The following is a 25313-nucleotide window of genomic DNA, read 5'->3' as shown; positions in this document are numbered from 1 at the left end:
GGGGAATATGAATTATTGTATGTCAGGAAAAAAGAAGACTGTAAGTCTGATAATAATAGGTCTGTTGGTGATTTTAATGGGAAGAATGTTTTATGGAAGTTTTAAGGCGGGAATTATAATTCTGCCATTAGTAATACCAATATACAGGCAATATTCAACGAAATACAAAGACAGGGCAAAGGCAGAATTTGAACATCAGTATAAAGAAATGCTTGTAGCCTTAAAGGATGGAATTGTTACAGGATATTCCGTTGAGAACGGATTAAAAGAAAGCTATCGTGAGATGGTTAATATTTATGGATATGATGGATTAATATGTTCAGAGTTAAGATTAATGACTTCAAGACTTAAACTTAATACACCAATAGAGATAGTTTTTAAAGATTTTGCGGAGAGAACTGATTTAGAAAGTGCTCATATGTTTTATAATACTTTTTCCATAGCACAAAAATCAGGCGGTAACATGAACAATGTAATAAAAAGAGTTATAGAAAATATTGTTCTTAAGGAATCAGTAAAGGAAGAAATTAATGTTGCCATAAACGACAAGAAACTGGAGCAGCGTATTATGACTGTGATTCCGTTGCTTTTAATCGGATATATAAGTATGGCTTCCCCCGGTTTTCTGGATATAATGTACAAATCCATAATGGGAAATATAGTTATGACGGTATGTCTAATAGTTTATCTGCTTGCATACTTATGGAGCGAAAAAATAGTAAAGGTAAGCATATAAGATTGCAGAAATTGTGCAAGTATAGGATAAGATCGTTTGACACGGTAAACACAGTGATTAAGAGAGGGGGATGACATTGAAGGTTTATACAGTTCTACTTGGTTTGATTTTAATATTTTATATATTAACAGTCAGGTATAGACGAACCTTAAGAAAAAAGTTTAAGAAAGATAAACTTAGCCCATTGTACGGAATGTCGATGTTTATTGCTGACAGAATACCTAAAGGACTTTTACATAAAAATACATATACGGAATCTTTAATAAAAAAGTTAAATGTACAGGAAAACATAAAAAAAGAGATTTATATGTATCGTGTAAATAAAATAGCTTCGTGCCTTGGAATGTTTATTTTGTTTCTGATATTTGGAATGGCAATAAGTTTTTCTGAAAATAAGGACAATAAAGGGCAAATAAAAACATTGGATAGAGACGGGCAAAGTATTACCAGTTATAGTTTTTTTGCAAAGAATGGAGATAATGTTGAAAAAATTAATGTTGAAGTAGACCAAAGACAATTGTCAAAAGATGAATCCTTAAAACTAATGGAGAATAGTAGAAATAAGTTAGTTAAGCTTGTTTTGGACAAGAACAAAAGTGCTAACCATATTGATAAGCCATTGAATTTGATTCGTGAAATACCAGACACCGATATTTCGGTAACATGGGATATAAGTGATAGTAGGGTTTTGAATTATGATGGACAGATTATGTCTGATGTTTCACAGGAAGGTACAATTGTTAACCTTACGGCAAATATGGAATTAAATGAACTAACATTAAGCTACACATTTGCCGTAAATGTATTTCCAAGAAATTACAAGGGAGATATTCAGGAAGCAGTTCAGGAATACATAAACAGTCAGGATAGTGAGCAAAAGAAGATTTTTTTGCCGGAAAATATATCAGGTGAAAAGATTAGTTATTATAAAAGTGCATCAAAAATAGGAAAATATATTCCAATAGTAGCATTTATTATGTGTGTGGCAGTATTTTTCTTAAAGGATAGGGATTTAAAGAGTGAAGTGAAAAAACGAAATATACAACTTCAATTTGATTACCCTGAAATCCTAAGCAAAATTCTATTATATAGCAATGCAGGACTTTCAATAAAGAGCTCAATTGAAAGAATTGTAAGGCAATATGAGGATGAGAAAAAGAAAAATCCAAAAGAGTATCATTATGCTTATGAAGAGTTGAAAATGGCAACGGTAAAAATGAAAAGCGGAGTGTCAGAAATTAATGCAATAAATCAATATGGAGAAAGATGTGGGTTGCACAATTATATAAAGTTGGCAAATATTATTGAACAAAACATACGCAGAGGAACAGGAGAGTTATCTTTTGCCCTTGAAAATGAGTTAAATAGGGCACTGGTTGAGAGAAAGAATACTGCTTTAAAAAGAGGCAGCGAAATATCAACTAAACTGTTAGGACCAATGACGGTTATGTTAATAGTGGCACTGGTTATTCTAATGGTACCGGCATTAATGTCAATAAATATGTGAAGAAGTGAAAACACAGTATAAAAACAATATGAAAATTAAATATAAAAATAAAATAGAAATGTGAAAATAAACAATTATAACAAGTTAAAACAGGGGGTATAGAAATGTTGGAAATTTTGAAGACAAAAGCAAGAATTATTTTAGGAAAACAGAAGGCAATGGGCGTTATAGAGATAGTGCTGATAATTCTGGTACTTGTAGGACTTGCCTTAGTATTTAAATCACAGATAAGTGGAATAGCTGACGGAGTTTATACAACAATAAAAACTCAGATTAAAAAGTTTTAAAGTGGGGGAAAAACAAACTTTTTAAGGTAATAAATTTTACGAAAAGTTTTATGGAAAGTAAAAAATGAAAGTAAAAGGAAGTATAACCATCTATTTAAGCATGATACTTATAAGTGTGATGTTGCTTGTTAATGTAATTGGTGAAAGTGCAAGAATCAGTGCAGTACAGGCGCAGATAAAAAGCTATACATATATGAGTGCAGAGTCAGCACTGGCAGGATATGGAAGACAGGTTTATGAAGATTATGGAATATTACTTGTATGGGAAAAGCAGACTGTTGAGTCGGTAATAAAAAAGAACATACAGGATAATATAAATATGGCAGATTTAAATGAGCCGGGCCTAAATTTTTTAGGAACAAATCTGGTTAATTTAGAAGTAACCGGAAAGGAGTATTTAACGAAAAAAGGAGGACAATATTTCTCAAATCAAATTAAATCGTATATAAAATATGCAGGTGTAATGGAAACTGTTGAAAGACTTGTGAAAGAATGTGAAACATACGAAAACTGTAATGACCAAAATAAAAATAAGTGTGACATGAATATTGTAGTCGATGTCAATAAGGGGGAATTGCAGGAACTTGTAGAAAATATTAATAGCATAGTTACAGGTTTAAAAGAAACAAAAGATTTAAGTAATAAGTATGATTCGGTTAGTCAGAAAATAGAAAAACTTCAATCTGATTTTAATAAAAAAGAGGGAAAGAAAGTTTTGAAAGAGTATAGAGAGCTGATGGCATCAATCGAAATAAAATCGAAGGATGTGGACAGTGCTATTTCCAAGATAGAAGTGTACGAAAGAAAAAAAGAACAGTTTTTGAAAAAGAATAGCTATACATCTGATGCAAAAGATTACATGGATACTAATTTGGAAATTTTAGCAAAAGTAAGGGATGAGATAAAGAGGGACAAAGAGCTTAACGTTTTGAAAATTAAAAAATTAGATTCAGGCAATATAAGCAAAGTTAAAAAGTCCATAAGCAACATGGGGAAAGTTATAAGCAAAATGGAGTCTTTAATTACACTGGAAAGTACAGAAGAAGATAGAGATAATTATTCAATATTTGAAAATTTAAAAGATTTTATTGATAGTGGAGTATTGTCACAGGTTTTAGAAAACCCGGAAAATGTATCAAAAAATACTTTATCCGGTTCTAATCTGCCATCAACTTTGAAAGGCAAAAAAAATAATAGTTTGTCAAAAGAAATAAAAAATAAATGTGTTAATGCACTATATGCAGGATTAAAGTTTGGTAACTACAATAATCCGGAAAAAAATACAGTATTAAAGTATGAGCTGGAATATATTATTTCAGGAAAAGACAGTGATAAGGAGAATCTTGCATCTGTAGTGGAGAAAATTGTTTCGGCAAAAACAGGGATAAATATGGCTTATCTCATTACAGATAAAGAAAAAATGGAACAGGTGTCAGCAATAGCAGCATCTGTGGCAATTGTAACAGGCTTGCCTTTCTTAGAGCCGGTGGCAAAGGGAGTGCTAATTAGTGCATGGTCGATGGCGGAGGCAGTTAATGACATGAAAATATTGTTATCGGAAGGTAAGGTTGCTTTGACAAAATCAAAGGGAGGCTGGAGAACTTCCATAGGCAACATAACAAATGGTGGCAAAAAAGAAGATTCAAAAGGACTAAGTTACAAAGAGTATTGCCAAATACTAATAGCAGTACAGAATACAGGGGACAGTCTATATAGAATAATGGATTTGATACAGATAAATATACAGAAAAGGTATAACAGTGAATTCTTAATGAGTAAAAGTCTGACGGGTTTTAAGCTGAAAGCTACTTATGAAACTGCACCATTGTTTACTGCTATTCCAATAGTAGTAAATAATCTGACAGAGGAAAATAATGCCTATAAATATAGTATGGCTTATTATGATTCTTATTAGGAGATAAGTATTATGACAAAACAACTAACTGATGAAAATAATTTAAAACAAATTAGAAAAATAGAAATACTAAAGAAAAGAAAAAGAAGATTGGAAAAGGCATTAATTCGTAAATATAAGGAACAAAAATTAGCTAATTCCAAATTAGAAAATCAAAGATTAAAAAGTCAGAACAGCTTAAAATTTAATGCAAGAACAGGAGTAGCGTGTAGAAAAACTGCAAATATTATAAAGAATGAAACTATGATTACAAGAATAGAAAAAAGATTATCAAATTTAAAAGGATAGAAAATAAAAGGATGTACTGATTCGTTAGTCAGGAATTTAAGCCTATGGAGAGTACGTATGTGTTGTAAAGTATTCAGTGAAGTAGGAATGAAACATAGATGTGGTTAAAGATATGTTTCAATAACGGAAAGGATGTTTTCGTAGCTAATATGTTATGGTCAAATAAAAAATAAGATGATGTTTCTCTCCAAGTACAAAAGCTATTTTTTAATAACCCCTTTTTATAAAAAGCACCCAATAAGACGAAAAGAAAACATCCTTTCATAAAAATAAAAGAAGGAGAACGGAAAAATGTGGAGACAAAAGATACAAAGATAAAAATTATAATTAAATGTACAGCAAAGGCTGCAATTACTATAGAGGCAACAATTTCATTAACTTTATTTATGTTTGTTGTGGTATTTCTAGCCGGTTTCATAACTGCTGTTGACAAGCAACTTTCAACACAGATTAAAATGAACCGTTTGGCAGAAAATATGGCAAAGCAAATGTTTTACATAAAACAAGTAGATGAAATTACCGATTATAGCGAGAAATTAAAAGAATATAAGGACAAATTTAAAGAGAATATAAGTGAAATGAAAGACACTTTGCCTGAAAGTAATTTAATAAAAGATGATTATATTGACATGGTTTATACATATGATTATAAGTTACCTGTTTTAAGTAAAACCATAACCATAACTCAAAGAGCAAAGGTTAAAGACTGGACAGGCACGGATATGACTAAAGATTATGAACTGGTTTACATAACTAAGTATGGGAATGTATATCACAGCACAAAAGAATGTAGTCATTTAATACTTTATATTACGGGAACAGAGTATGGTAAGGTTGGTGAAGCAAGAAATGAACAGGGAGAAAAATACACACCTTGTGAGTTTTGTGGAAATAAGAAAATAAGTGATACCACAACAGTATTTATTACAGCAGATGGAAACAGATATCACACAAATCTCCAATGTAGTGGAATAACAAGAAATATTATAGAAATTGATATTAAGGAAGTGGATAACAGAAAACCATGCAGCAGTTGTAATGGGGGATAAAATGTATTGGATTTGGATAATGATTTTTTTGTGCATATGCACATTTACAGATATAAAGAAAAGAAATGTTTGTGGTTGGTTATGCATTTTAAATATAGTGGCCGCAATTATGTTGCATACAATATTTAGGGATATAAGTGGAAAATCCCTTATTGAGGGAGCAATTATTGGGGGGATATTTCTAATAATCAGCGTGGTTACAAGGGAGAAAATAGGATACGGTGACAGTCTTGTTTTTCTTGCAATAGGTTTGATTATAGGCGGAGAAAAATGCTTTGTTATAATTTTTTGGAGTTTTCTGCTATGTAGTATCTTCTCACTAGTGACAATAATTCTAAAGAAAACAACATTTAAAAGTACCGTTGCCTTTATGCCCTTTGTGTTGGCAGGAGCATTAGTAACATTTATATCTACACAATAAAGGGGGAAAAATGAAAGGCAATAAACTAAAGGGAGAAATAACTATTGAAACAGCAATTGTGTTTCCTATTGTAATGCTAATGGTGTTACTGTTAATTTATTTTTCTATGTTTTTACACGATATTGTAAAAATGAAAAGCTATGCTTATGGAGCCGGATGCACATATGCAGAAATGGAATTTAAAGATTTTGAAAGTAATGTTGAAAAGAAGTTTCAGTCAATACCATTGTTTATTACAAAAGTAAGTGCAAAGTGCGGTGAAAGCACAAATCAGTATAAGATAACACTACAATATACATCCATAAGCAACATTAAGTGGATGGAAGAATTCATTAATAAGGGAAATAACAGTTATGAAATAAATGTGGAAAAAAGAATGAGTCGAAAAATTTTCGGAATTACTTCTGCAATTAGAGATAACATACAAAAGGGGGGCAGTGATAATTAATGGAAGTTGTTAACAAAAAAGATGGAAACAAAAATTTTATGATAATAAAAGGGATTGAAATTGATGAAAATGATTATAAATTTAAAATGCTTAAAAATAATAATATAGAAAATGTAATCCCAATAGGTCTTAGAGTTATAGATGGAGAAAAACAATTGTACTATAACGTAACAGAGTACATTACTGTAAAAGCGATGTTTTCGCGGAAAAAGATGTCAGGAAAAGACTTATATAATTTAATAAAGGACATTAAAAAGTTATCTAAAAGCACAAAAGAATACCTGATGGATTTAAATGATTTTTTGTTTGACATTAATTATGTGTACATAAATAAGAAATCGGGAGAATATGGTTTTTGTTATTGCCCAAATGAGTATGAAGATGTGCAGCAGAATATGAGAAATATTTTTGACAGCATATTAGAATGTATTGACCATAACAATAAGCCTGCAGTTCTTATGGCTTATGGAATACAGCAGATTACAATTAGCGACAGTTATACTGTGCAGGATTTGTATAATTGTGCTGTTGAAAACTACAAAGAAGCAAAGGAAAGTACATATAAAAAGAAAGACCAGGAAGAGCTTGTTAAAGGAGTTGAGAATATTGTTATTAATACGGAAAAGAATGTAGTAACAAAACCATATGAAGAAAAAAAGAAAAGTCTTTTTAAAAAAATAATGGAAAGATTAAAAGGGAAAAATAAATATGAGGATGAAGATGAACTGGAAGCAGAACTGGAAAATCCTTCGGAAATTAATAAAAAAGAGAGTGGTTTAAAAGAAATTTCAGGACAGGCTACAGAAGGACCACTGTACAATTACTCAGATTATCAAATGGCAACAATAGGCGAGGAGACAGATAATTACAGAGACAACTATGAGAAAGGTTATGATGATAATTATGACGGAGATTATGAAGAAGCTACAATGTTATTAACATCATCAGGAGTAATAAATAGAATAACCCTAAAAGAAATTAGTAATCAGGGAAGTATGAAAATCGAACCAAAGGGTTATCCGTGTATATTAGGAAAGAGTAAGTTAAGCAGCGATTATATAGTGGACAGTCCTGTAGTAAGCAGGGTTCATTTAAGACTATCGGAAGAAATGTCTAACTATTATGTTGAGGATCTTAATTCTACTAACGGAACTTACGTTAACGGGCAAAAACTTGAACCTCATAAACCTAAAGAAATTAATGTGGGAGATCAAATAACTGTAGCAGATATAGACTTTATAGTGGAGTGATAAAGTTCGTAGTGGTATAATAGTCTTAGTGTAAATTACGGAATAGTCCGTGTAATCAAGTGCTTAAGGAGGCTGTTATGGACGAAAAAATTCAAAAGTTAAAAGAGATTATTGATGGAAGTGACAATATTGTATTTTTTGGAGGAGCAGGAGTTTCCACAGAAAGTGGTGTTCCGGATTTTAGAAGTGTGGACGGATTATACAATCAGGAATATGATTATCCACCGGAAACAATTTTAAGCCATACTTTTTATAGAAGAAATCCGGAAGAGTTTTATAGATTTTATCATAATAAAATGTTATTTCCTGATGCAAAACCGAATGCAGCCCACAAAGCTTTGGCAAAATTAGAAAAGAAAGGAAAACTAAAGGCTGTAGTTACGCAGAATATTGATGGCTTGCATCAGGCAGCAGGAAGTGAAACTGTTTATGAACTTCATGGCTCTGTTCATAGAAACTATTGTGAATCCTGTGGCAAGTTTTACGGACTTAAAGAGATAATGGCGCAGAAAGGAGTACCTAAGTGTAGCTGTGGAGGAATTATTAAGCCTGATGTGGTTTTGTATGAAGAAGGACTTGATCAGAATACAATAAGAAAGTCTATCGAAGCCATTTCCAATGCAGATGTACTTATAATAGGAGGAACTTCTCTTGCGGTTTATCCGGCAGCAGGGCTTATAGATTATTATAGAGGAAACAAGCTTGTTCTTATAAACAAGAGTTCCACGCCAAAGGATTCAAGGGCAGACCTGATTATAAATGATGCGATTGGTAAGGTTTTAGGTCAGATTGTAGAATAATAATTTTTTTTTTGTATAAATAGAAGTGTCGGTGTTTAATCGGCACTTTTATTGTCACAAAGTTTATGCATACAGGGTAGAGTTTTTGACAAATTAATACAGCACCACTATGGTATTATCTCTTTCGTAAAACAAAGAAAGGAGAGGTATCATGATAGAAGTGGTATATAGTGGAGAGGAGCATGAAGAGCAGGATGAGGTCAGAATTCCGAAAAATATTCATCAAATAGGAAATAACAGTTCAAACAAGAAAATATACATAGAAGATTATGTAATGACATATTTAAAGAAGAGTCCTTCAGGTGAGGATAATGTTAAATATGGGGTATTACTGGGAGATGTAAAAAGGGCAAAAGGAAATGTTTATATTTTTGTAAAAGGAATGGTGGAAGTTCGTGATGTAATAGAAAACAGTATTATTTTTAATGATGATATCTGGTCCGGAATTTACAAAGATATAAAGCAGTTTTTTGAACAGTTAAATATTGTTGGCTGGTATGTTTCGGTTCCTTACAGGGTAACTGAGGATATGAATGGAATAAGAAAGATTCATCTTGATAACTTTGCCGGAAATGACAAAGTATGTTTTGTGAAAGACAGGGCAGAAAATGAAGAAGGCTTTTATAGCTATGAACAGTCAGGTCTTGGAAAGCAGCAGGGCTACTATATCTATTATGAGAAAAATGAGAAAATGAAAAAATATGTTAAAAACTTAAAAAACAGTGCAACAAACAGTGGGATAGCTAACAATGAAATAAAAAATATTAGCGTGGATGACAAGATAGGAGGCGAGGATAAAAAAGATAAGAAATCATCTAAGAATAAATTGGAGAACATAGAATTAAAAGCGGAGGAGGCAAACGGTAAAACTATAAAAATTTCAAAAGAAGAAAGTAAACAGGATAATAATTTAAACAAAAAAGATTTAAAAAATAAAGAAAAGAGTCAATGGTTTAAAAATAGCAAAAGTAGTAATAATACAGTGGAAGAAACTGGAGAGCCGATACGACAGGGAAGGATTGCATATGGTGTAAGTGGTCTTTTAATTGTAGCTTTATTATTATCAACAGTTGTAATGCTTAATAATTATGGAGAATTAAAAAATATTAAAAGTACTTTGGCAGGAATTAGTAGAGAAAGAGAGGCTCAGGCTGTTAATAAAATTTTAAGTGCATACACCGAAACAACAAAACAGAGTGCCACAACCGTAGCAGGATTGGAAAGCAAGAAAGCAATAGCTACCAATGGTAGCAATGTTACTCAGAAAAAAAATGATAACGGAGAGGTTGTTTCAAAACAGACAGCGGGAACTAATCAGGATAATAACAGCAGCAACAATAGTATTACCAATACTACAAATGATAGTAATAATACTAACAGTAATAAGCCTTCAGGTAGTGAAACGGTAAATAATAAAACAAAAAGCATTTCTAGTGCTTATTCAGGACAATACCATACAGTTAAACCGGGACAGACATTGTATGATATTAGTATGAGTTATTATGGAACAAGTGAAATGGTAGATGAAATAAAAGACAGAAATAACATTGACGATGATTACACAATCAAGGAAGGACAAAAAATATTATTGCCTTAACAAAAAAATGGTGTCATTATTCAGCAGATATTGTATAATCTTTAATAGATTTAACAAAGGAAGTGAAATCGTGGCAAATAAATACATTAGAAAATTCAGAAGACTGAAAAAAGAAGGTCAAAATTCTACATATATGAAAAATACCAAAAAGGTGCTTGAGAAAAGGGCTGCAAAGCTTGGAATAATAGTAGCTGTGATTTTGATTATTGTTGGAGCGTTGTTCTTTTACAAAAAATATCACAAATACACCACCTACAAGGTAATTGAATCCACTAATATTAAAGGCGGAGCGAGCAGTAAATATATTCCTTTTGGTGACTATGTTATTAAGTACAGCTATGATGGAATAGCCTATATTAAGGACAAAGAAACTGTTTGGGAAGAAGCATATGAAATGAAGCAACCTATTATTGATGTATGTGACGACTATGTGGCGATAGCGGATAAGAACACCAATGATATTTTCATATACAACGATAAAGGTCGTCAGGGACAGGTTTCCGTAAGCTATCCTATTGTGAAATTAGAGGTGGCAAAGCAGGGAGTTGTTGCTGCGTTGCTTGAGGACAAAACATCTAACTATATTGAGGTGTACGATAAAGAGGGAAAACAGTTGGTATCTCACAAGTCTATTATTGATGAAAATGGATATCCGATTAATTTCTCAATGTCAGATGATGGGGAAAGAATGGCAGTTTCGTACCTTACCGTGAAAAATGGCTCTTTTGAAAACAAGATACAGTTTTATGATTTTTCTAATTCAGGGAAAAACATAGAAAACCGAATGGTGAAAGAGTTTAGCGAATATGGTGAAACGATTGTTCCTACAATCAGTTATGTTTCAAACAGTCAGGTAGTGGCAATAGGCGAAGATATAGTTTCTATATATAAGGTTGGTAACAAGGATATTACCAAAAAGGATATAAAAATAAAAGAAGAAATACAGAAAGTATTTTATAATGACAAATATGTAGGATTGGTATTTAAAAATGCCAGCACGGACAGACCTTACAGAATTGAAGTATACAATTCAAGTGGATCCCAAATATTAAATTCTACAGTGGATATGGATTTTGAAAATGTTACATTTGCCGGAGATAATATTTTAATGTATAGTGATATGCGATGCGAAATATTATCAATAAAAGGTGTGAAAAAATTTCAGACTAATTTTAAGGGACAGATTTATGGGTTAATGCCATATGACGATTCCAAAACTTATTTGTTAATGACTAACTCAAAAATACAGAAGATTCGATTGAAATAACGGAGGAATGAAATGGGCAATATAATACTGACAGGGGTAACGGTTTTTGTTGTGGTAATGATTGCTATAGGAATGAAGAGAGGACTTGTAAAGACGGCATTTTCTTTCGGCTCGATTTTTATAGCACTTATACTGGTGAATATTTTAACACCTGTTGCAAAAGAGGTAATAAAAAATACACCGGTTTATGACTCAATAAACCAAAATATACAAAGCTATGTAAGTGAACATATAGCAACATCTACAGAAAACATGACGGAAACAGGAATCAATAATCAAGAGAAAATCATTAATGAACTTCCATTACCTAATGGACTAAAAGAATCATTAACGAAAAATAATAATCAAAGCAGTTATGATTCATTGGCAGTAAATACATTTAAGGAATATGTTGTGGCATATTTAACAGATGTTGTTTTAAACGCAGTGGTATATATTTTGCTATTTATGGTTATATCTATATTAATGAAAACATTAGTGGAAGTGTTAAACATAGTAACAAAACTTCCGGTTATTCATACATTTAATATGGCAGGTGGAGCATTAATCGGTTTTGCACAGGCAATATTAATCATATGGTTATTGTGTATGGTAGTTACGATCTTCAGCTCAACATCCTGGGGACAGACAGTTTGCAAGGCAATAGCAGACAACGGAGTGTTAAGCATGATTTATGATAACAACTTAATACAAAATATAGTAAATAGCTTGTTTTAGATAACAATAATAATTAAAGAGTTTTATGGCTAAAATAAGGTGCTTAAAATTTTTTGAAAAAAGTTTAAAAAAGTTATTGACAAAACAAAAGGTATTTGATACATTATAAAAGCTGTTTAGCAAGTGGATTAAACAATCCACTTATGGCTCCATGGTCAAGCGGTTAAGACACCGCCCTTTCACGGCGGTAACAGGGGTTCAAATCCCCTTGGAGTCACTTCCGTCAGCTTATCTGAAAAGATGAGTCTTGACGATAAAAAGAACCCTTGCTATAATGTAAGAGTTCTATATATATGGCGAGTTAGCCAAGTGGTAAGGCATCGGTCTGCAACACCGCTATCACCAGTTCAAATCTGGTACTCGCCTCTCAAAAATCTCAGGAATGTTCCTGAGATTTTTTTCGCACATTTTTCCTATGTAGCCGAAAAATTCTCAAAGCAAACAATAGGCAGAGATTCGCAATTTTGCGAGCATAGCGTAAAGCAAAAATCAACTGTTTGAGCCGTAGGCGAGTTTTGATTTTTGTTTTACAATAGGCGGCGGAGCAAAATAAGAACTCTCAACGTGTTTGCATGAAAATTTTTCGGCTGCATGGGGATAAAATGTAAAAACAAAAAAATATCGAAAAATTTGTAATAAATATGTAATATATCTTCAGGAATATGTTATAATCAAAGTAACGTGCGAAAAAACAGAGAAGTTCGGAAGGAGATATTTAATGAACAAGAAGTTAATAAGTATTGTGACAATTATGGCAATGCTTGTGGTTATGATTATACCTGCATGGGCAGACGGTGGTGATAACACAGGCGATGACAATTTTGGCGCAGCTATTTATGTGAAGAAAGATGGCGTAGAAGGTGCATACACATTAGGAACAGCTAAGGAATTTAAGCTAGAGTTCTGGGCATCAGGCATTGTTGGAAAGCAGGTTGTAAGAACTGTTTCAGTAACAGGCGATAATCAGGTATCATCTATTGAATACAAAGATGGCGGAGAGTGGTACGACATTAGCGGATTTAATAAGGAAATGACTATTGCAGGTAATGATTTAGACAGAACTATTAGAGTCGTTTTTGATAAGGAAGGTAGATATACAATTTCTTATGGATTGGTGAATACAGAAGGTCAGGATGTTGTAAAGGATCAGTTAAATATTGAAATAGCAGACGGACAGATTAAAATTGTTAAAGAAACTGAGACAACTACATCGGCAGTGGCAGAAACAACTACACCTGCAACAGTAGAAACAACTACACCTGCAGCGGCAGAAACAACTACACCTGCAACAGCAGAGACAACAACACCAGTGGCAGTAGAAACAACTACAGTTGCAACAGCAGAGACAACAACACCAGTGGCAGTAGAAACAACTACACCTGCAACAGCAGAGACAACAACATCAGCAGCAGTAGAAACAACTACAACAACAGCAAAGACAACTACAGTTGCACCAACACCAACTACAACTGCAAAGGTAACAAAAACTCAGAAACCTACAGCACAGAAAGTTAGCGTTGGAAATACAAGGATAACAAAGATCGTAAAAACTAAGAAGAGTGCCAAGGTAATTTATAAAAAGATTGCAAAAGTATCAGGATATCAGCTTCAGTTGTCTAGATCTTCAAAATTCAAGAAGGCAGTAACAAAGACAACTAAGAAAATTAGCTATAAATTTAAAAAGTTAAAGGCAAATAAAAAATATTACGTAAGAGTTAGAGGTTATGTAAAGACTTCAAACGGTACAACTTACGGAAAATGGAGAAAGAAGAACTTTAAAACAGCAAAATAATGTGACAGATAAAGAATGAAAGAAGGAAAAGATGAAATTTTTAAAGAGAACAATTGGAATAATAATCGTGATGGCAGCTATTATTTCAGGACTTCAATTAAAAAGTGAATTGGCTTATGGAGCAACACCTACGATTTCTAAAAGTACAGTAACATTAGAAAAGGGCAAAAGAAAAAAAATAAAAGTTAAAAATGTTTCAGCGAGAACGAAAGTTAAATGGAGAACATCTAATAAATTTGCAGTTACTGTTTCAAAAAAAGGTAGAATTAGAGCTGTAAATTATGGAGCTGCAACAATTACTGCAACTTGTAAATCAAGAACAATGACTTGCAAGGTTACAGTTCCTGATACTTCTAAGAATGTTGTCATAACGAAATATCCTACAACATTAACAGAAGGCCAGACAGGTATGGTTGTAGCAAAGTCAGTTAATAAAATTTCATATATGTCTTCAAATGACTCAATAGCAAAAGTCAATAAAGAAGGTACTGTTGAGGCGTTAAATCCGGGTAAAGCGGAAATAACAGCGAAATCCTCACAGGGATATAGCAAATGTACAATAAATGTTTTGTCAAGTGATATAAATAACAGATTGTATGATTCTAACGGAATCAGTATTAAAAAAGTTAACGCTGACGGAACAAAGGTTAACGGTTTTGTAAGCCAGGCAAAAGGTCAGAATTTTACTGTTATGGTAGATGGAATAGACGAAAGTAATGTTAAGTCATGCAAGTGGAGTGTTGGGAATAGCGATGTTGTTTCAAAACTTTCAGCAGTAAGTGGAAGCAAGCTTAAAGCTACTTTGAAAGCAGTAAATGAAGGCAAAGTTAACATTACAGCAAAGGTTACATACAAAAACAAAAATGTTGTTACATATACAAATACAATTTATGTTTCAAACCCTGAAACGGAAGTTCAGAAGTTAATTGTTTATGGAACAGCATTAGGCAATGAAAGACAGCAGTATATTTCTTTTAAAGGTTTAGGAGAACATAGTACTATTACTTGGACTAATTCAAACAAAAAATGTGCCACTTTAACAACTTATGAAAAGAAAGCGGCAGTTTTAGGCACAAAACCGGGAACGGGTACAATTACAGCAAATGTAGATGGAAAAGTATTCAACATAAAGTATACAGTTGTTAATCCAACAGTTAATAATTTAAAGGCAGTTATAAAAAAAGGTGAAAAAGTACAGTTTCCTATTTTGGGCGACACAGGTACAGTTCCTGAATTTACAAGCAGAAATGAAAGCGTTGCCACAGTTTCAGGCGATGGTATCGTTAAAGGTGTAAATTCAGGAGTTACATATGTTGATGTAAAAATCGGAAATATTCACAAGTCTTATAGAATCGAAGTATATGCAAAAGGTATGTACAAGATTGTAAATAGGGCTATGTACATAGTTAATCATTGGAAATATAGTCAGCCAAAAAGAATGAGAAAAGGATACTATGATTGTTCAGCTTTGGTTTGGAAAGGCTATAAATCATACAAGCACTACAACAAGAAACTTGGAAGTGGTTCTTATGCAAAGACAGCAGCAAGCCTGTTTGATTATTTAAAAGAAAAAAATCAAATAGTATATTATGGTTTTATTGACATAGATGATATGAAACCGGGTGATTTAATTTTTTACGGAGATTACAATGCGGCAGTAAAATACAGCACACCGGGAAGAACTTTAAATATCTATCATGTATCTATGTATGCAGGTGCAGGCAAAGTGGTAGAAAAAGGTGGACAGACTATTAACTACAATAATATTTCGCATATAGTTGGAATAGGAAGAGTGGTAGACTAATGGAATATAATATTGGAACAGTAGTAACATTAAAAAAAGGGCATCCTTGTGGAACTAATGAATGGGAAATTATAAGAACGGGTGCAGATTTTAAGTTGAAATGTAAAGGCTGCGGTCGTATAGTAATGGTTCCAAGAAAAACTTTCGAAAAAAGCGTAAAGAAGATTTTGCAGTAAATAAAAAAACGAAAGCTTTGTTTAAAACCAAAAGATTTCGGAAAAAAATTCACAAAATGAAAAAAAGTCCTTGAACACAGGGGCTTTTTTTGATATTATAGTAATTCGTGATATATATTAATTACGCATAACGAGTAATCGTTATGATCCTTGCTTTTTCAAATGAAAAGGCCAGAGACCAAAAGGAGGTAGAAGCATGAACAAATATGAATTAACAGTTGTTGTTAGTGCAAAACTTGATGATGAAGGAAGAACAGCTGAAGTAGAAAAGGTAAAAGCACTTATCGAAAAGTTCGGTGGTACAATTACAAAGATCGAAGAAGCTGGTAAGAAGAAATTAGCTTACGAAATCCAGAAGATGTCAGAAGCATTCTATTACTTCATCGATATTGACACTGAAAACACAGATTTTCCTAGCGAGTTAGAAAGCCAGCTTCGTATTATGGAAAATGTTATCAGATTTATGACTGTTGCAGTAGAAGCATAGTTTGATACATTAGAGAGGTATAATATGAATAAAGTTATTCTTATGGGTCGTTTGACTCGTGATCCTGAAGTTAGATATTCAACATCAGGAGATAATCAGTTGGCTATTGCGAGATACACATTAGCAGTAGATCGTAGATTTAAGAGAGATGGAGATCAGAGCGCTGACTTTATCAGATGTGTAGCATTTGGTAGAAGCGGTGAATTTGCTGAAAAATATTTCCATCAGGGAACTAAGATAGTTGCCGAAGGTCGTATTCAGACAGGCAGTTATCAGGACAAAGATGGTAAGACAGTTTACACAACAGAAGTAGTTGTTGAAAACCAGGAATTTGCAGAAAGCAAAGCTACAGCAGATAGTAACAACTATCAGCCACAGCAGCCGGTTGCATCACAGCCAACAGCACCTGCAGGAGACGGTTTTATGAACATTCCTGACAGTGTAGATGATTCAGGGTTACCATTTAACTTTTAACAGATTCGAATAGAATCTCATTAACGAAAATAGGAGGTCAAGTTATGCCATATAATAAGAGTGAAAGACCAGATTCTCCAATGAGAAGAAGAGGCGGTCGTAGAAGAAAAAAAGTTTGTGCATTTTGTGCTAACGAAAACAAGGCAATCGATTATAAAGATGTAGCTACATTAAAGAGATACGTATCTGAAAGAGGAAAAATTCTTCCTAGAAGAATCACAGGAAACTGTGCTAGACATCAGAGAGCTCTTACAACAGCTATCAAGAGAGCTAGAAATATCGCATTAATGCCATACACAGTAGAATAATCGCGAAGCACACAAGCAACGTGTGCCTGCACTACAAATAAAAAAGAAGAGCCCATCTTCATGCTTGCATGAAAAGATGGCTCTTCTTTTTTATTTGTAGCGGCTGACGCATGCTGCGACAGCCGCGTGCTTATAGACATTCTCTTCATCATTCCCCCATACCCAAAAAGTATATGATAGATGATAAAGAGAATGTCTATAAGAAGTGTTTCCATTCCTACATCTTAGCCAAGTCTTCCTGGTCCACTGTTTTCATTCCACTCCTTACTAGCAATGCGGCAACTTTGTCTGTATCCTCGTCCTTGACACGGAATACCATAAGGGCATCATCTGTGCCTCTTGCAAGAAAGGCGTAAACGTAATCAACGCTGTAGCCGTTAGAAGCAATAACGTTCATTGCCTTAGCCATTGAGCCCGGCTCATCCGGAAGCTTAACGCCAATAACGTGTGTAAGGTTACAAATCCAATCGTTGTCTCTTAACAGAGTAAGAGTATTAAAAGGATCGTCTACAATAATACGAATGATTCCGAAATCGCTTGAATCGGCAATCTGGAATGCACGCATATCTATTTTGTGTTCGGCAAGAAAATTGGTAAAGTTTGCAATATTACCCGGTTTGTTTTCAATGAACACTGAAATCTGATGAATATACATATAAAAACCTCCTAAATTTTACGTTTATCTATAACACGAACTGCTTTTCCTTCTGAACGTGTAATTGATTTTGGTTCAACTAATTTAACCTTAGCATAAATGCCAAGCATACTCTTAAGAGCGGTAACAATATCTTTCTCCTTAGACTCAATTGAGCTAACTGTATCAGAGAACATTTCAGGTGTCATCTCAACCAGAACTTCCATAGTATCGCTATTGTTTACACGGTCAACAATAAGCTGGTAGTTGGCAGGCATGCCCTGTTTAATAAGAACTTCCTCAATCTGTGAAGGATAAACATTAACACCTTTAATAATAAGCATGTCGTCTGAACGTCCCATAAGTCTGTGAATACGTGCGTGAGTACGTCCGCATTTACACTTCTCTCTTGTAATATAAGTAATGTCTTTTGTACGGTATCTGATAAGTGGAAATGCTTCTTTAGCAAAACTTGTAAATACTAATTCACCAATCTGTCCGTCAGGAACAGGTTCAAGTGTGTCAGGATCAACAATTTCCGGAATAAAATAGTCTTCGCAAATATGCATACCATTCTGTTCCTCACATTCAAAAGCAACACCCGGACCTTCAATTTCAGTAAGTCCATAAATATCATAAGCCTTAATGCCAAGCCTGTTTTCAATATCAGCTCTCATATCTTCTGACCAAGCCTCTGCACCAAAAATACCGGCTTTTAATTTGATCTGATCCTTAATTCCCCGTTCTTCAATAGATTCGGCCAAATAAGAAGCGTAACTAGGTGTACAACAAAGAATAGTTGAACCCAAATCAGTCATAAACTGAAGCTGTCTGTCAGTGTTACCTGATGACATAGGAAGTGTTAAAGAACCAACCTTCTGTGAACCACCGTTTAGTCCGAAGCCACCTGTGAAAAGACCATATCCATAAGCTACGTGAACTACATCTTCATCTGTTCCACCGGCAGCCACAAGGGCTCTGGCACATCCATCTTCCCACATATCAATATCTTTCTTAGTATAAAAATCTACTACACGCTTACCTGTTGTACCTGAAGTTGAGTGAATACGTACACAATTTTTAAGAGGTACTGCTAATAAGCCGTATGGATAAGCATCTCTTAAATCGTCTTTCGTTAAAAAAGGCAACTTAGAAATATCTTTTAAAGATTTTATATCGTCAGGTGTTACACCTTTTTCTACCATTTTTTTTCTGTAAAAAGGTACATTCTCGTATACTCTTTTTACCACGTCTAAAAGTCCGTCTGTTTGAATCTGTTCAATCTTTTCACGAGAGGCAGTTTCAATTTCTTCCTGAAAATATTTTCCCATTGTTTCATTCCTTTCTGTCATTCAAGTATAGTAATATAATTTTACAACATATAACGCTTTAAAGCAATAAAGTACAAAAAACAAAATTAACAAAAATAGCCATAAATAAATAGTAAAAATACATAAAAAAAACCAACCAAAAAAATTTTTACAAGCAAAGATGTGCTTTTTTATGGGGCAAAAAGCCTAAAAAAATTGCACAAAAGGGGGGACAAAAGCGCCCTTAATAAAAACGTTTTTCCTCCCATAAAATCTAGCAATTGCAAAAATTATATGATATAGTGATTTTTAGTATAAAATATGAAAAATGAAAAAAATAGGCTATATGAGAATAAGAGGAGGAGAAACCAATGGACAACAATTTAAGGGGGGTACCTGTTGAGGGGTTTGCTGACAAAAGTCGCGAAGCGGCAGTCGAGGGAATAGTATTATTAAAGAATGAAAACAACACACTCCCATTAACAGAACAGGATAAGGTTTCAGTTTTTGGAAGACCAATGATTGAGTACTACAGAAGCGGAACAGGTTCAGGAGGAGCTGTAAACGTTGAATACACAACAAATATTTTGGACGGATTTGAAAACAGCAACCTTAACTTTAACAAGACTATAGTTGAAGACTATAAGGAATGGTTAAAAGACCATCCATTTGATAACGGTGGCGGTGGCTGGGCATGCGAGCCATGGTTCCAGAAAGATATGGAAATCACAGCAGATTATGCAAAGAAACAAGCAGAATCAACTAACAAGGCTGTATACATTATCGGACGTACAGCAGGAGAAGATAAGGACAACGCCAACTGGGTAGGAAGCTATCTTCTTACAGATGAAGAAAAAGAAAACCTTAAGAACATAACAGAAGCTTTCGAAGATGTTTGTGTAGTTCTTAACGTTTCAAATATTATCGACCTTAAGTGGATTGATGAAGAACAGTTTAAGGGACACATCAAATCAGTAATTATTGTATGGCAGGGCGGTATGGAAGGTGGAAACGCAGTAGCTGACGCACTTTCAGGCAAGGCTACACCAAGCGGTAAATTACCTGACACAGTAGCTTATGATATTGAAGACTATCCTGCTAATGACAACTTTGGCAACGAACTTACAAATCTTTACAAAGAAGACATTTATGTAGGATATCGTTATTTTGAAACATTTGCACCTGAAAAAGTTCAATTTGAATTTGGTTTCGGACTTTCATACACAACATTTGATATTGAAACAGTATCAGCAGATGCAGATGATGAAAAAATCACATTAGAAGTTAAGGTAACTAACACAGGTGATAAGTTCTCAGGAAAAGAAGTTGTTCAGGTATATTACGAAGCACCACAGGGAGCTTTGGGACAGCCTGCAAGACAGCTTTGTGCATACGAGAAAACAGAAAATCTTGCACAGGGTCAGAGCCAGACATTAAAGATTGCTTTCGATATTAACGGAATTGCATCATATGATGACTCAGGCGTTACAGGCAACAAGTCATGCTACGTATTAGAAGCAGGAGATTACAACTTCTACGTAGGTAACAGCGTAAAAAATAATAAACTAGCTTATACATATAAAGTTGAAGAACTTAAAGTAACAGAACAGCTTTCAGAAGCTGCCTGCCCTAACGATGAAAATCTTACATTAATGAAGCCGGGCAAGAGAAAAGAAGATGGAACATACGAAATTACATATGTACCATCACAAAAGCCTACAGTTGATATGGCTAAGAGAATTGAAGACAATCTTCCAAAAGACATGAAAATTACAGGCGATGTAGGAATTACATTACAGGATGTAAAAGCAGGTAAAAACACTATTGAAGAGTTCGTTGCACAGCTTACAGTTGCAGAATTAGCACAGATTGTAAGAGGTGAAGGAATGAGTAACCCTAGAGTTACAAAAGGAACAGCTTCAGCTTTTGGTGGATTAAGTGATACATTGTTTGCTTACGGAATCCCTGCAGCATGTTGTGCTGATGGCCCTAGTGGACTTAGAATGGAAGGAAAAGCTACACAGCTTCCTATTGGAACAGCACTTTCAGCATCATGGAATCCTAAACTTGTAAGAGAACTTTACACAATGGAAGGTCAGGAATTATACGGAAATCAGGTAGATACATTACTTGGACCCGGAGTAAACATTCACAGACATCCTTTAAACGGACGTAACTTTGAATACTATTCAGAAGATCCATACCTTTCAGGAACAATGTCAGTTGCATCAACGGGCGGTATTAAAGACGGTGGTGCTTGGGGAACAATTAAGCATTTCGCATTAAATGGTCAGGAATCACATAGATTTAAGATTGACGCAGTTTGCTCAGAAAGAGCAATCAGACAGATTTATCTCAAATCGTTTGAAATGGCAGTAAAAGCCGGCACAGTTAAAACATTAATGACAGCTTACAATCCTATTAACGGACACTGGGCAGCTTCAAATTACGACCTTTGTACAACAATCCTTAGAAATGAATGGGGATACGATGGTATCGTAATGACTGACTGGTGGGCCAAGATGAACGACGTTGTAGAAGGTGGCGAAGAATCAAATCAGGATACAAGAGATATGGTTCGCTCACAGAACGACGTATATATGGTTGTAAACAATAACGGCTCAGAAGTTAACTCAAACAACGACAACACAGAGGAATCAATTAAAGAGGGAAGACTTACAATCGGAGAACTTCAGCGAGCTGCAATCAACATCTGCAACTTCATTCTTTCAGCGCCTGTTATTGAAAGAGAGTTAGTTGATACAGACGTTGCAAAACATTACGATTCAGTTCCAAATGATCAGGCCAAGTATGAAGTATTTAACATTGAAAAAGACAATAAGGTAATGTTCAATAGCGGAGCAGAAGCAACATTGGAAGTTGAAGACGAAGGGGAATATACAATTATTGTTAACATCTCATTTGACAAGTCCAACTTATCACAGTCAACAGTAAACGTTAATGCCAACGGCACAACAATGGTAGTAATCCAGACTAATGGAACAGACGGCAACTGGATTACACAGAAGCTTTGCAAGGTTAAACTTGACAAGGGTGTATACAACTTAAAACTTGAAGAAGTACTAGCAGGAATCAAAGTTAAATATATTCAGTTTAAGAAGATTCCTAAAAAAAACAAATAAATGTAAAAAGCAAACAGTCTATTATGATTGGTTAGTCAAAGCATAGCATATAACAATTGAAAAAAGGTCTGCTGGAGATATTGTTCCAGTGGGCTTTTTCTTTACTCCTTTAGAGGGGAACCTTAATGTTTGGCATATAACAGAGAAAAAATGATGAAATTGTGCAAAATTACAAGAAGAATAAAAACGGTTTTATAGTGAAAACATTATAACACTAAATAATTGTATAAAATGCACAAAAAGAAGCAGACAAAATGTGCAAAAAGCATAAGAGAAATGCATAAAGAGCAGGTTGATTTATGGGAAATGAATAAAAAGTGTACAACATAACCCATGGGTAGTTGAAAAAAACATTTTAATTTGGTAGAATTGTCTGATAAGGGATAAATAATCGAAGGGATTCGACAAGATCTTGGATGAAAGGAGAAAAAACATGAATATTTCAAAAAGGAAACAAGGAATACTCGCAATAATATGTACTATTGCGATGATTGTAACATCAATTACGGTGTACAATCCTAGGGAGGTAAAGGCAGATCCATCAGCAACAGTTGATGGAAAACAATATTCAGCAACAGTAAAAGATAGTGGAGAATGGACAGGGTTTGCTTGTCAGGGAATTTTTGATAGTGCTAGGATTCATTTTGCATGGGGAATTGCTGTAGATGCAGCTACTATTACAGCATCACTTAACGGAAATCAGTTAAAAGTAGCAGGACAAAATGCTAATGGTATGAATATTCCATTGACAGAAGTGACTAACTTAGAAGTAGGAAGTTACGATATTGTAGTTACAGCAACAACAGTAGCTACGAAAACAGCAGAAGCAAAGGAAGTATCTGCAACAGCAACGTTAAAGATAGAAAAAGTTGAGGGAACAACAGAATTGCAGAAACCTTCAGCACCAACTGGTTTAGTTGCTAATATTAATAATTTAAAAACAGATTATACAATAGCATTTGCTAATGTGGCAACAGCAACAAGCTACAAATTTTATTTAGATGGAACATATAAAAAAGATATTACCAACGGTGGTATAGTTACTATTGAAGAGTTAGGGCTTGAAGCAGGAAAGACATATAAATTTGGTGTAAGTGCAGTTAATGCAGCAGGAGAATCAGATATTACAACGATTGACGTTACGGTTCCAGGACAAGAGGAAGAAACAACAACAGGTTCATCTACAAAGCCTTTTGACCCATCAACTATTGAAGATTCAAAATGGACATTGGCTTTAAACTCAGAAACAGTATCATATTATATAGCTGATGGAAAGGCCGACAAAGTGCCAGTAAAGCCACAATTGGAAGGTGATAATTATTATATCGCATTTTCATTAGCAGCTAAGTTTAAATCTGTAACATTTGACGGAGTGTCTAAAGATGTTGAAGAGGGAGCTTTTTGCAGAGTAAAGGCAAGTGATTTGACCAGTGGTTATCATACATTAGTGGTAACAGATTACAATGGTACAGAATCGATTACAATTTATTTTAAAGTAGCAAAAGAGGAAGCATACAAAGATGGAGAAGTTTTAGTTAATGAATCAAACCAAACTAAAGAAGTTCCAGCCTATGCGGGTGGAGATTATTGGCAGAATGAATATAACAGTGCACCTGTAAAATATGTTAAGGGAAAGAAGTACGTTGCAGAAGTTGTTGTATCATCAACAGCAGCAAAGAAAATTAAAATGGTTTTCCAGAGAGTTAATATTTGGGATTTCGTAGATGCAAATTCAGGATATGAGGCAAGTATTGCAGCTGGAAATAAGGTAAAGATTACATATGTATTTGAAGCTACTCAGAGTACAAACAATGGTAACTTTGATATTTATTTAGGTTCAGCAGCAGATGCAACAACTATGGTCTTTGAATCTAAGAAACTTACAACATACAATGAAGTTCCTGAAGGTGTTCAAACAGGAGTTGAAGTTCTTGAAGCACCTGGATCAACAAAATACACAGTTTCAATTGATGGAGAAGAAAGACAGTGCAAAGAAGGCGAAGTAATTTCTGTACCAACAGAAGGTCAGGGTTACTACAATGTTACTAAGAAAGAAGCTTATGCTCCAGGAACAGAACTCACAGTAAATGAAAATATGACTTTAAAGAGCATTGAATTAAATGTAACAATGACACCGGGAGCAAGTATTAGATTAGCAGCTCCAACAGGTTTAAGATTCCAGACAACTGTTAAATCAGGAAATGGAATTGCTGCAGATGAAATCTTAAATTCAAAAACAGTAACAACAGGTACACTTATTACAACATTAGATTTGTACAGAACTAATGGAAACACACTTACAAAGGATAGTACTTATACTGTTCTCGATATTGCAAATGTTGGATGGTTTAATGATGGAACAAAGACAGAGACAGGAAAGTTCTGTGGTTCAATTATCAAAATCCAGAAAGAAAACTATGGTAGAAAATTTATTGCTGTAGGATATGCAACTATTAATTATTCAAATGGTGATTCAAAGACTGTTTATGCAGAAGTTACTGAAAACAATGCTAAGTCAATTAAGTACGTTGCTGAGAAGGTACAGGCTAGCGATAAGTTTAGTGGTTATAGTCCTGAACAGCAGGCCATCATTAACAAGTACATTAAGGGAGAGGAGATATCAAAATAATGGAAAGAAGATATATAAGCCCAGAGATGGATATAATAGAATTTGACACAAATGATGTAATAACTACAAGTAGTGATCTCGGTGGTGAAAAGCCTGGATTAACAGATGTAATTGATGTAAACGGAATAAAAGATTGGTCAGATTTTTTTGAATAAAAAATAAACAACTTAATAATAAAACAAGCTGTGCTTTAATATTAAAGCACAGCTTATTTTTTGTCCTCATTACTATCATCTTCCCCTAAAGGTCTATAACAATGTTCAATAAATGCGAA

General features: G+C 34.0%; 24 protein-coding genes and 2 tRNA genes. 24 read left to right on the top strand and 2 right to left on the bottom strand.

Features of this window, described 5'->3' with window-relative positions; translation table 11 throughout:
- Window positions 1–7: 7 nt before the first annotated feature.
- From NQ558_RS01970 to rpsR, 21 genes are all read left to right on the top strand, one after another.
- Complete coding sequence (locus NQ558_RS01970) at window positions 8–736, top strand: type II secretion system F family protein (RefSeq protein ID WP_040446858.1); 729 nt, start codon at window positions 8–10, stop codon at window positions 734–736.
- 76 nt (window positions 737–812) lie between these two features.
- The gene (locus NQ558_RS01965) at window positions 813–2243 is read left to right on the top strand and encodes a hypothetical protein (protein ID WP_156774978.1); all 1431 of its coding nucleotides are present in this window, start codon (window positions 813–815) and stop codon (window positions 2241–2243) included.
- Between the two features lie 104 nt (window positions 2244–2347).
- Window positions 2348–2530 (top strand): Flp1 family type IVb pilin, encoded by a 183-nt coding sequence (locus NQ558_RS01960; protein WP_005361860.1) that lies wholly within the window; start codon window positions 2348–2350, stop codon window positions 2528–2530.
- 64 nt (window positions 2531–2594) lie between these two features.
- On the top strand, window positions 2595–4445 hold the full coding sequence (locus tag NQ558_RS01955) for a DUF5702 domain-containing protein (protein ID WP_005361859.1): 1851 nt from the start codon (window positions 2595–2597) through the stop codon (window positions 4443–4445).
- Between the two features lie 12 nt (window positions 4446–4457).
- A complete protein-coding gene (locus tag NQ558_RS01950; protein ID WP_005361854.1) occupies window positions 4458–4733 on the top strand; it encodes a hypothetical protein in 276 nt (91 codons plus the stop codon).
- 293 nt (window positions 4734–5026) lie between these two features.
- Window positions 5027–5782: a hypothetical protein gene (locus NQ558_RS01945; protein WP_050750968.1), complete on the top strand. Its 756-nt coding sequence runs from the start codon at window positions 5027–5029 to the stop codon at window positions 5780–5782.
- 1 nt (window position 5783) lies between these two features.
- Window positions 5784–6203, top strand: coding sequence for a prepilin peptidase (locus tag NQ558_RS01940; protein WP_040446856.1), 420 nt, complete (start codon window positions 5784–5786; stop codon window positions 6201–6203).
- 10 nt (window positions 6204–6213) lie between these two features.
- Window positions 6214–6651 (top strand): TadE family protein, encoded by a 438-nt coding sequence (locus NQ558_RS01935; protein WP_005361846.1) that lies wholly within the window; start codon window positions 6214–6216, stop codon window positions 6649–6651.
- Window positions 6651–7901, top strand: coding sequence for a DUF6382 domain-containing protein (locus NQ558_RS01930; protein WP_005361844.1), 1251 nt, complete (start codon window positions 6651–6653; stop codon window positions 7899–7901). The genes NQ558_RS01935 and NQ558_RS01930 overlap by 1 nt, the downstream gene beginning before the upstream one ends.
- 77 nt (window positions 7902–7978) lie before the next feature.
- The gene (locus NQ558_RS01925) at window positions 7979–8701 is read left to right on the top strand and encodes an NAD-dependent protein deacylase (protein WP_005361842.1); all 723 of its coding nucleotides are present in this window, start codon (window positions 7979–7981) and stop codon (window positions 8699–8701) included.
- A 151-nt stretch (window positions 8702–8852) separates the two neighbouring features.
- Window positions 8853–10298 carry a LysM peptidoglycan-binding domain-containing protein gene (locus NQ558_RS01920; RefSeq protein ID WP_005361949.1) on the top strand — a complete coding sequence of 482 codons (1446 nt, stop codon included), beginning with the start codon at window positions 8853–8855 and terminating at the stop codon, window positions 10296–10298.
- Window positions 10299–10368: 70 nt separating this feature from the next.
- A complete protein-coding gene (locus tag NQ558_RS01915) occupies window positions 10369–11565 on the top strand; it encodes a DUF5711 family protein (RefSeq protein WP_040446883.1) in 1197 nt (398 codons plus the stop codon).
- A 12-nt stretch (window positions 11566–11577) separates the two neighbouring features.
- Window positions 11578–12282, top strand: a complete 705-nt coding sequence (locus NQ558_RS01910; RefSeq protein WP_005361953.1) for a CvpA family protein — start codon at window positions 11578–11580, stop codon at window positions 12280–12282.
- Window positions 12283–12427: 145 nt separating this feature from the next.
- A tRNA-Glu gene (locus tag NQ558_RS01905) sits at window positions 12428–12499 on the top strand.
- Window positions 12500–12577: 78 nt separating this feature from the next.
- Window positions 12578–12648, top strand: a tRNA-Cys gene (locus NQ558_RS01900).
- Window positions 12649–13000: 352 nt separating this feature from the next.
- Window positions 13001–14074, top strand: coding sequence for a hypothetical protein (locus tag NQ558_RS01895; protein WP_005361955.1), 1074 nt, complete (start codon window positions 13001–13003; stop codon window positions 14072–14074).
- 31 nt (window positions 14075–14105) lie between these two features.
- Complete coding sequence (locus tag NQ558_RS01890) at window positions 14106–15878, top strand: Ig-like domain-containing protein (RefSeq protein ID WP_005361956.1); 1773 nt, start codon at window positions 14106–14108, stop codon at window positions 15876–15878.
- On the top strand, window positions 15878–16054 hold the full coding sequence (locus tag NQ558_RS01885) for a DUF951 domain-containing protein (protein WP_005361957.1): 177 nt from the start codon (window positions 15878–15880) through the stop codon (window positions 16052–16054). The genes NQ558_RS01890 and NQ558_RS01885 overlap by 1 nt, the downstream gene beginning before the upstream one ends.
- A 196-nt stretch (window positions 16055–16250) precedes the next feature.
- Window positions 16251–16541: a 30S ribosomal protein S6 gene (gene rpsF / locus NQ558_RS01880; protein WP_005361958.1), complete on the top strand. Its 291-nt coding sequence runs from the start codon at window positions 16251–16253 to the stop codon at window positions 16539–16541.
- Between the two features lie 24 nt (window positions 16542–16565).
- Window positions 16566–17015 (top strand): single-stranded DNA-binding protein, encoded by a 450-nt coding sequence (locus tag NQ558_RS01875; protein WP_005361959.1) that lies wholly within the window; start codon window positions 16566–16568, stop codon window positions 17013–17015.
- Window positions 17016–17059: 44 nt separating this feature from the next.
- On the top strand, window positions 17060–17323 hold the full coding sequence (gene rpsR, locus NQ558_RS01870) for a 30S ribosomal protein S18 (protein ID WP_040446884.1): 264 nt from the start codon (window positions 17060–17062) through the stop codon (window positions 17321–17323).
- Window positions 17324–17540: 217 nt separating this feature from the next.
- Here rpsR and NQ558_RS01865 read toward each other — a convergent pair whose 3' ends face one another.
- Window positions 17541–17978: a hypothetical protein gene (locus tag NQ558_RS01865; RefSeq protein ID WP_005361962.1), complete on the bottom strand. Its 438-nt coding sequence runs from the start codon at window positions 17976–17978 to the stop codon at window positions 17541–17543.
- An 11-nt stretch (window positions 17979–17989) separates the two neighbouring features.
- Window positions 17990–19288: a phenylacetate--CoA ligase family protein gene (locus tag NQ558_RS01860; RefSeq protein WP_040446885.1), complete on the bottom strand. Its 1299-nt coding sequence runs from the start codon at window positions 19286–19288 to the stop codon at window positions 17990–17992.
- Window positions 19289–19638: 350 nt separating this feature from the next.
- On the opposite strand from NQ558_RS01860, the gene NQ558_RS01855 reads away from it, so the two are divergent.
- From NQ558_RS01855 to NQ558_RS01845, 3 genes are all read left to right on the top strand, one after another.
- On the top strand, window positions 19639–22410 hold the full coding sequence (locus NQ558_RS01855) for a glycoside hydrolase family 3 protein (RefSeq protein ID WP_005361966.1): 2772 nt from the start codon (window positions 19639–19641) through the stop codon (window positions 22408–22410).
- Between the two features lie 433 nt (window positions 22411–22843).
- Complete coding sequence (locus tag NQ558_RS01850; RefSeq protein ID WP_005361970.1) at window positions 22844–25039, top strand: hypothetical protein; 2196 nt, start codon at window positions 22844–22846, stop codon at window positions 25037–25039.
- Entirely contained in the window at window positions 25039–25194 is a 156-nt protein-coding gene (locus NQ558_RS01845) for a hypothetical protein (protein WP_005361973.1), read from the top strand. The genes NQ558_RS01850 and NQ558_RS01845 overlap by 1 nt, the downstream gene beginning before the upstream one ends.
- Window positions 25195–25313: the final 119 nt, after the last annotated feature.

This window comes from Eubacterium ventriosum, from assembly GCF_025150745.1.
Classification (GTDB): Bacteria; Bacillota; Clostridia; order Lachnospirales; family Lachnospiraceae; genus Eubacterium_G; species Eubacterium_G ventriosum.
This window is presented reverse-complemented; position numbering and strand designations above follow the sequence as displayed.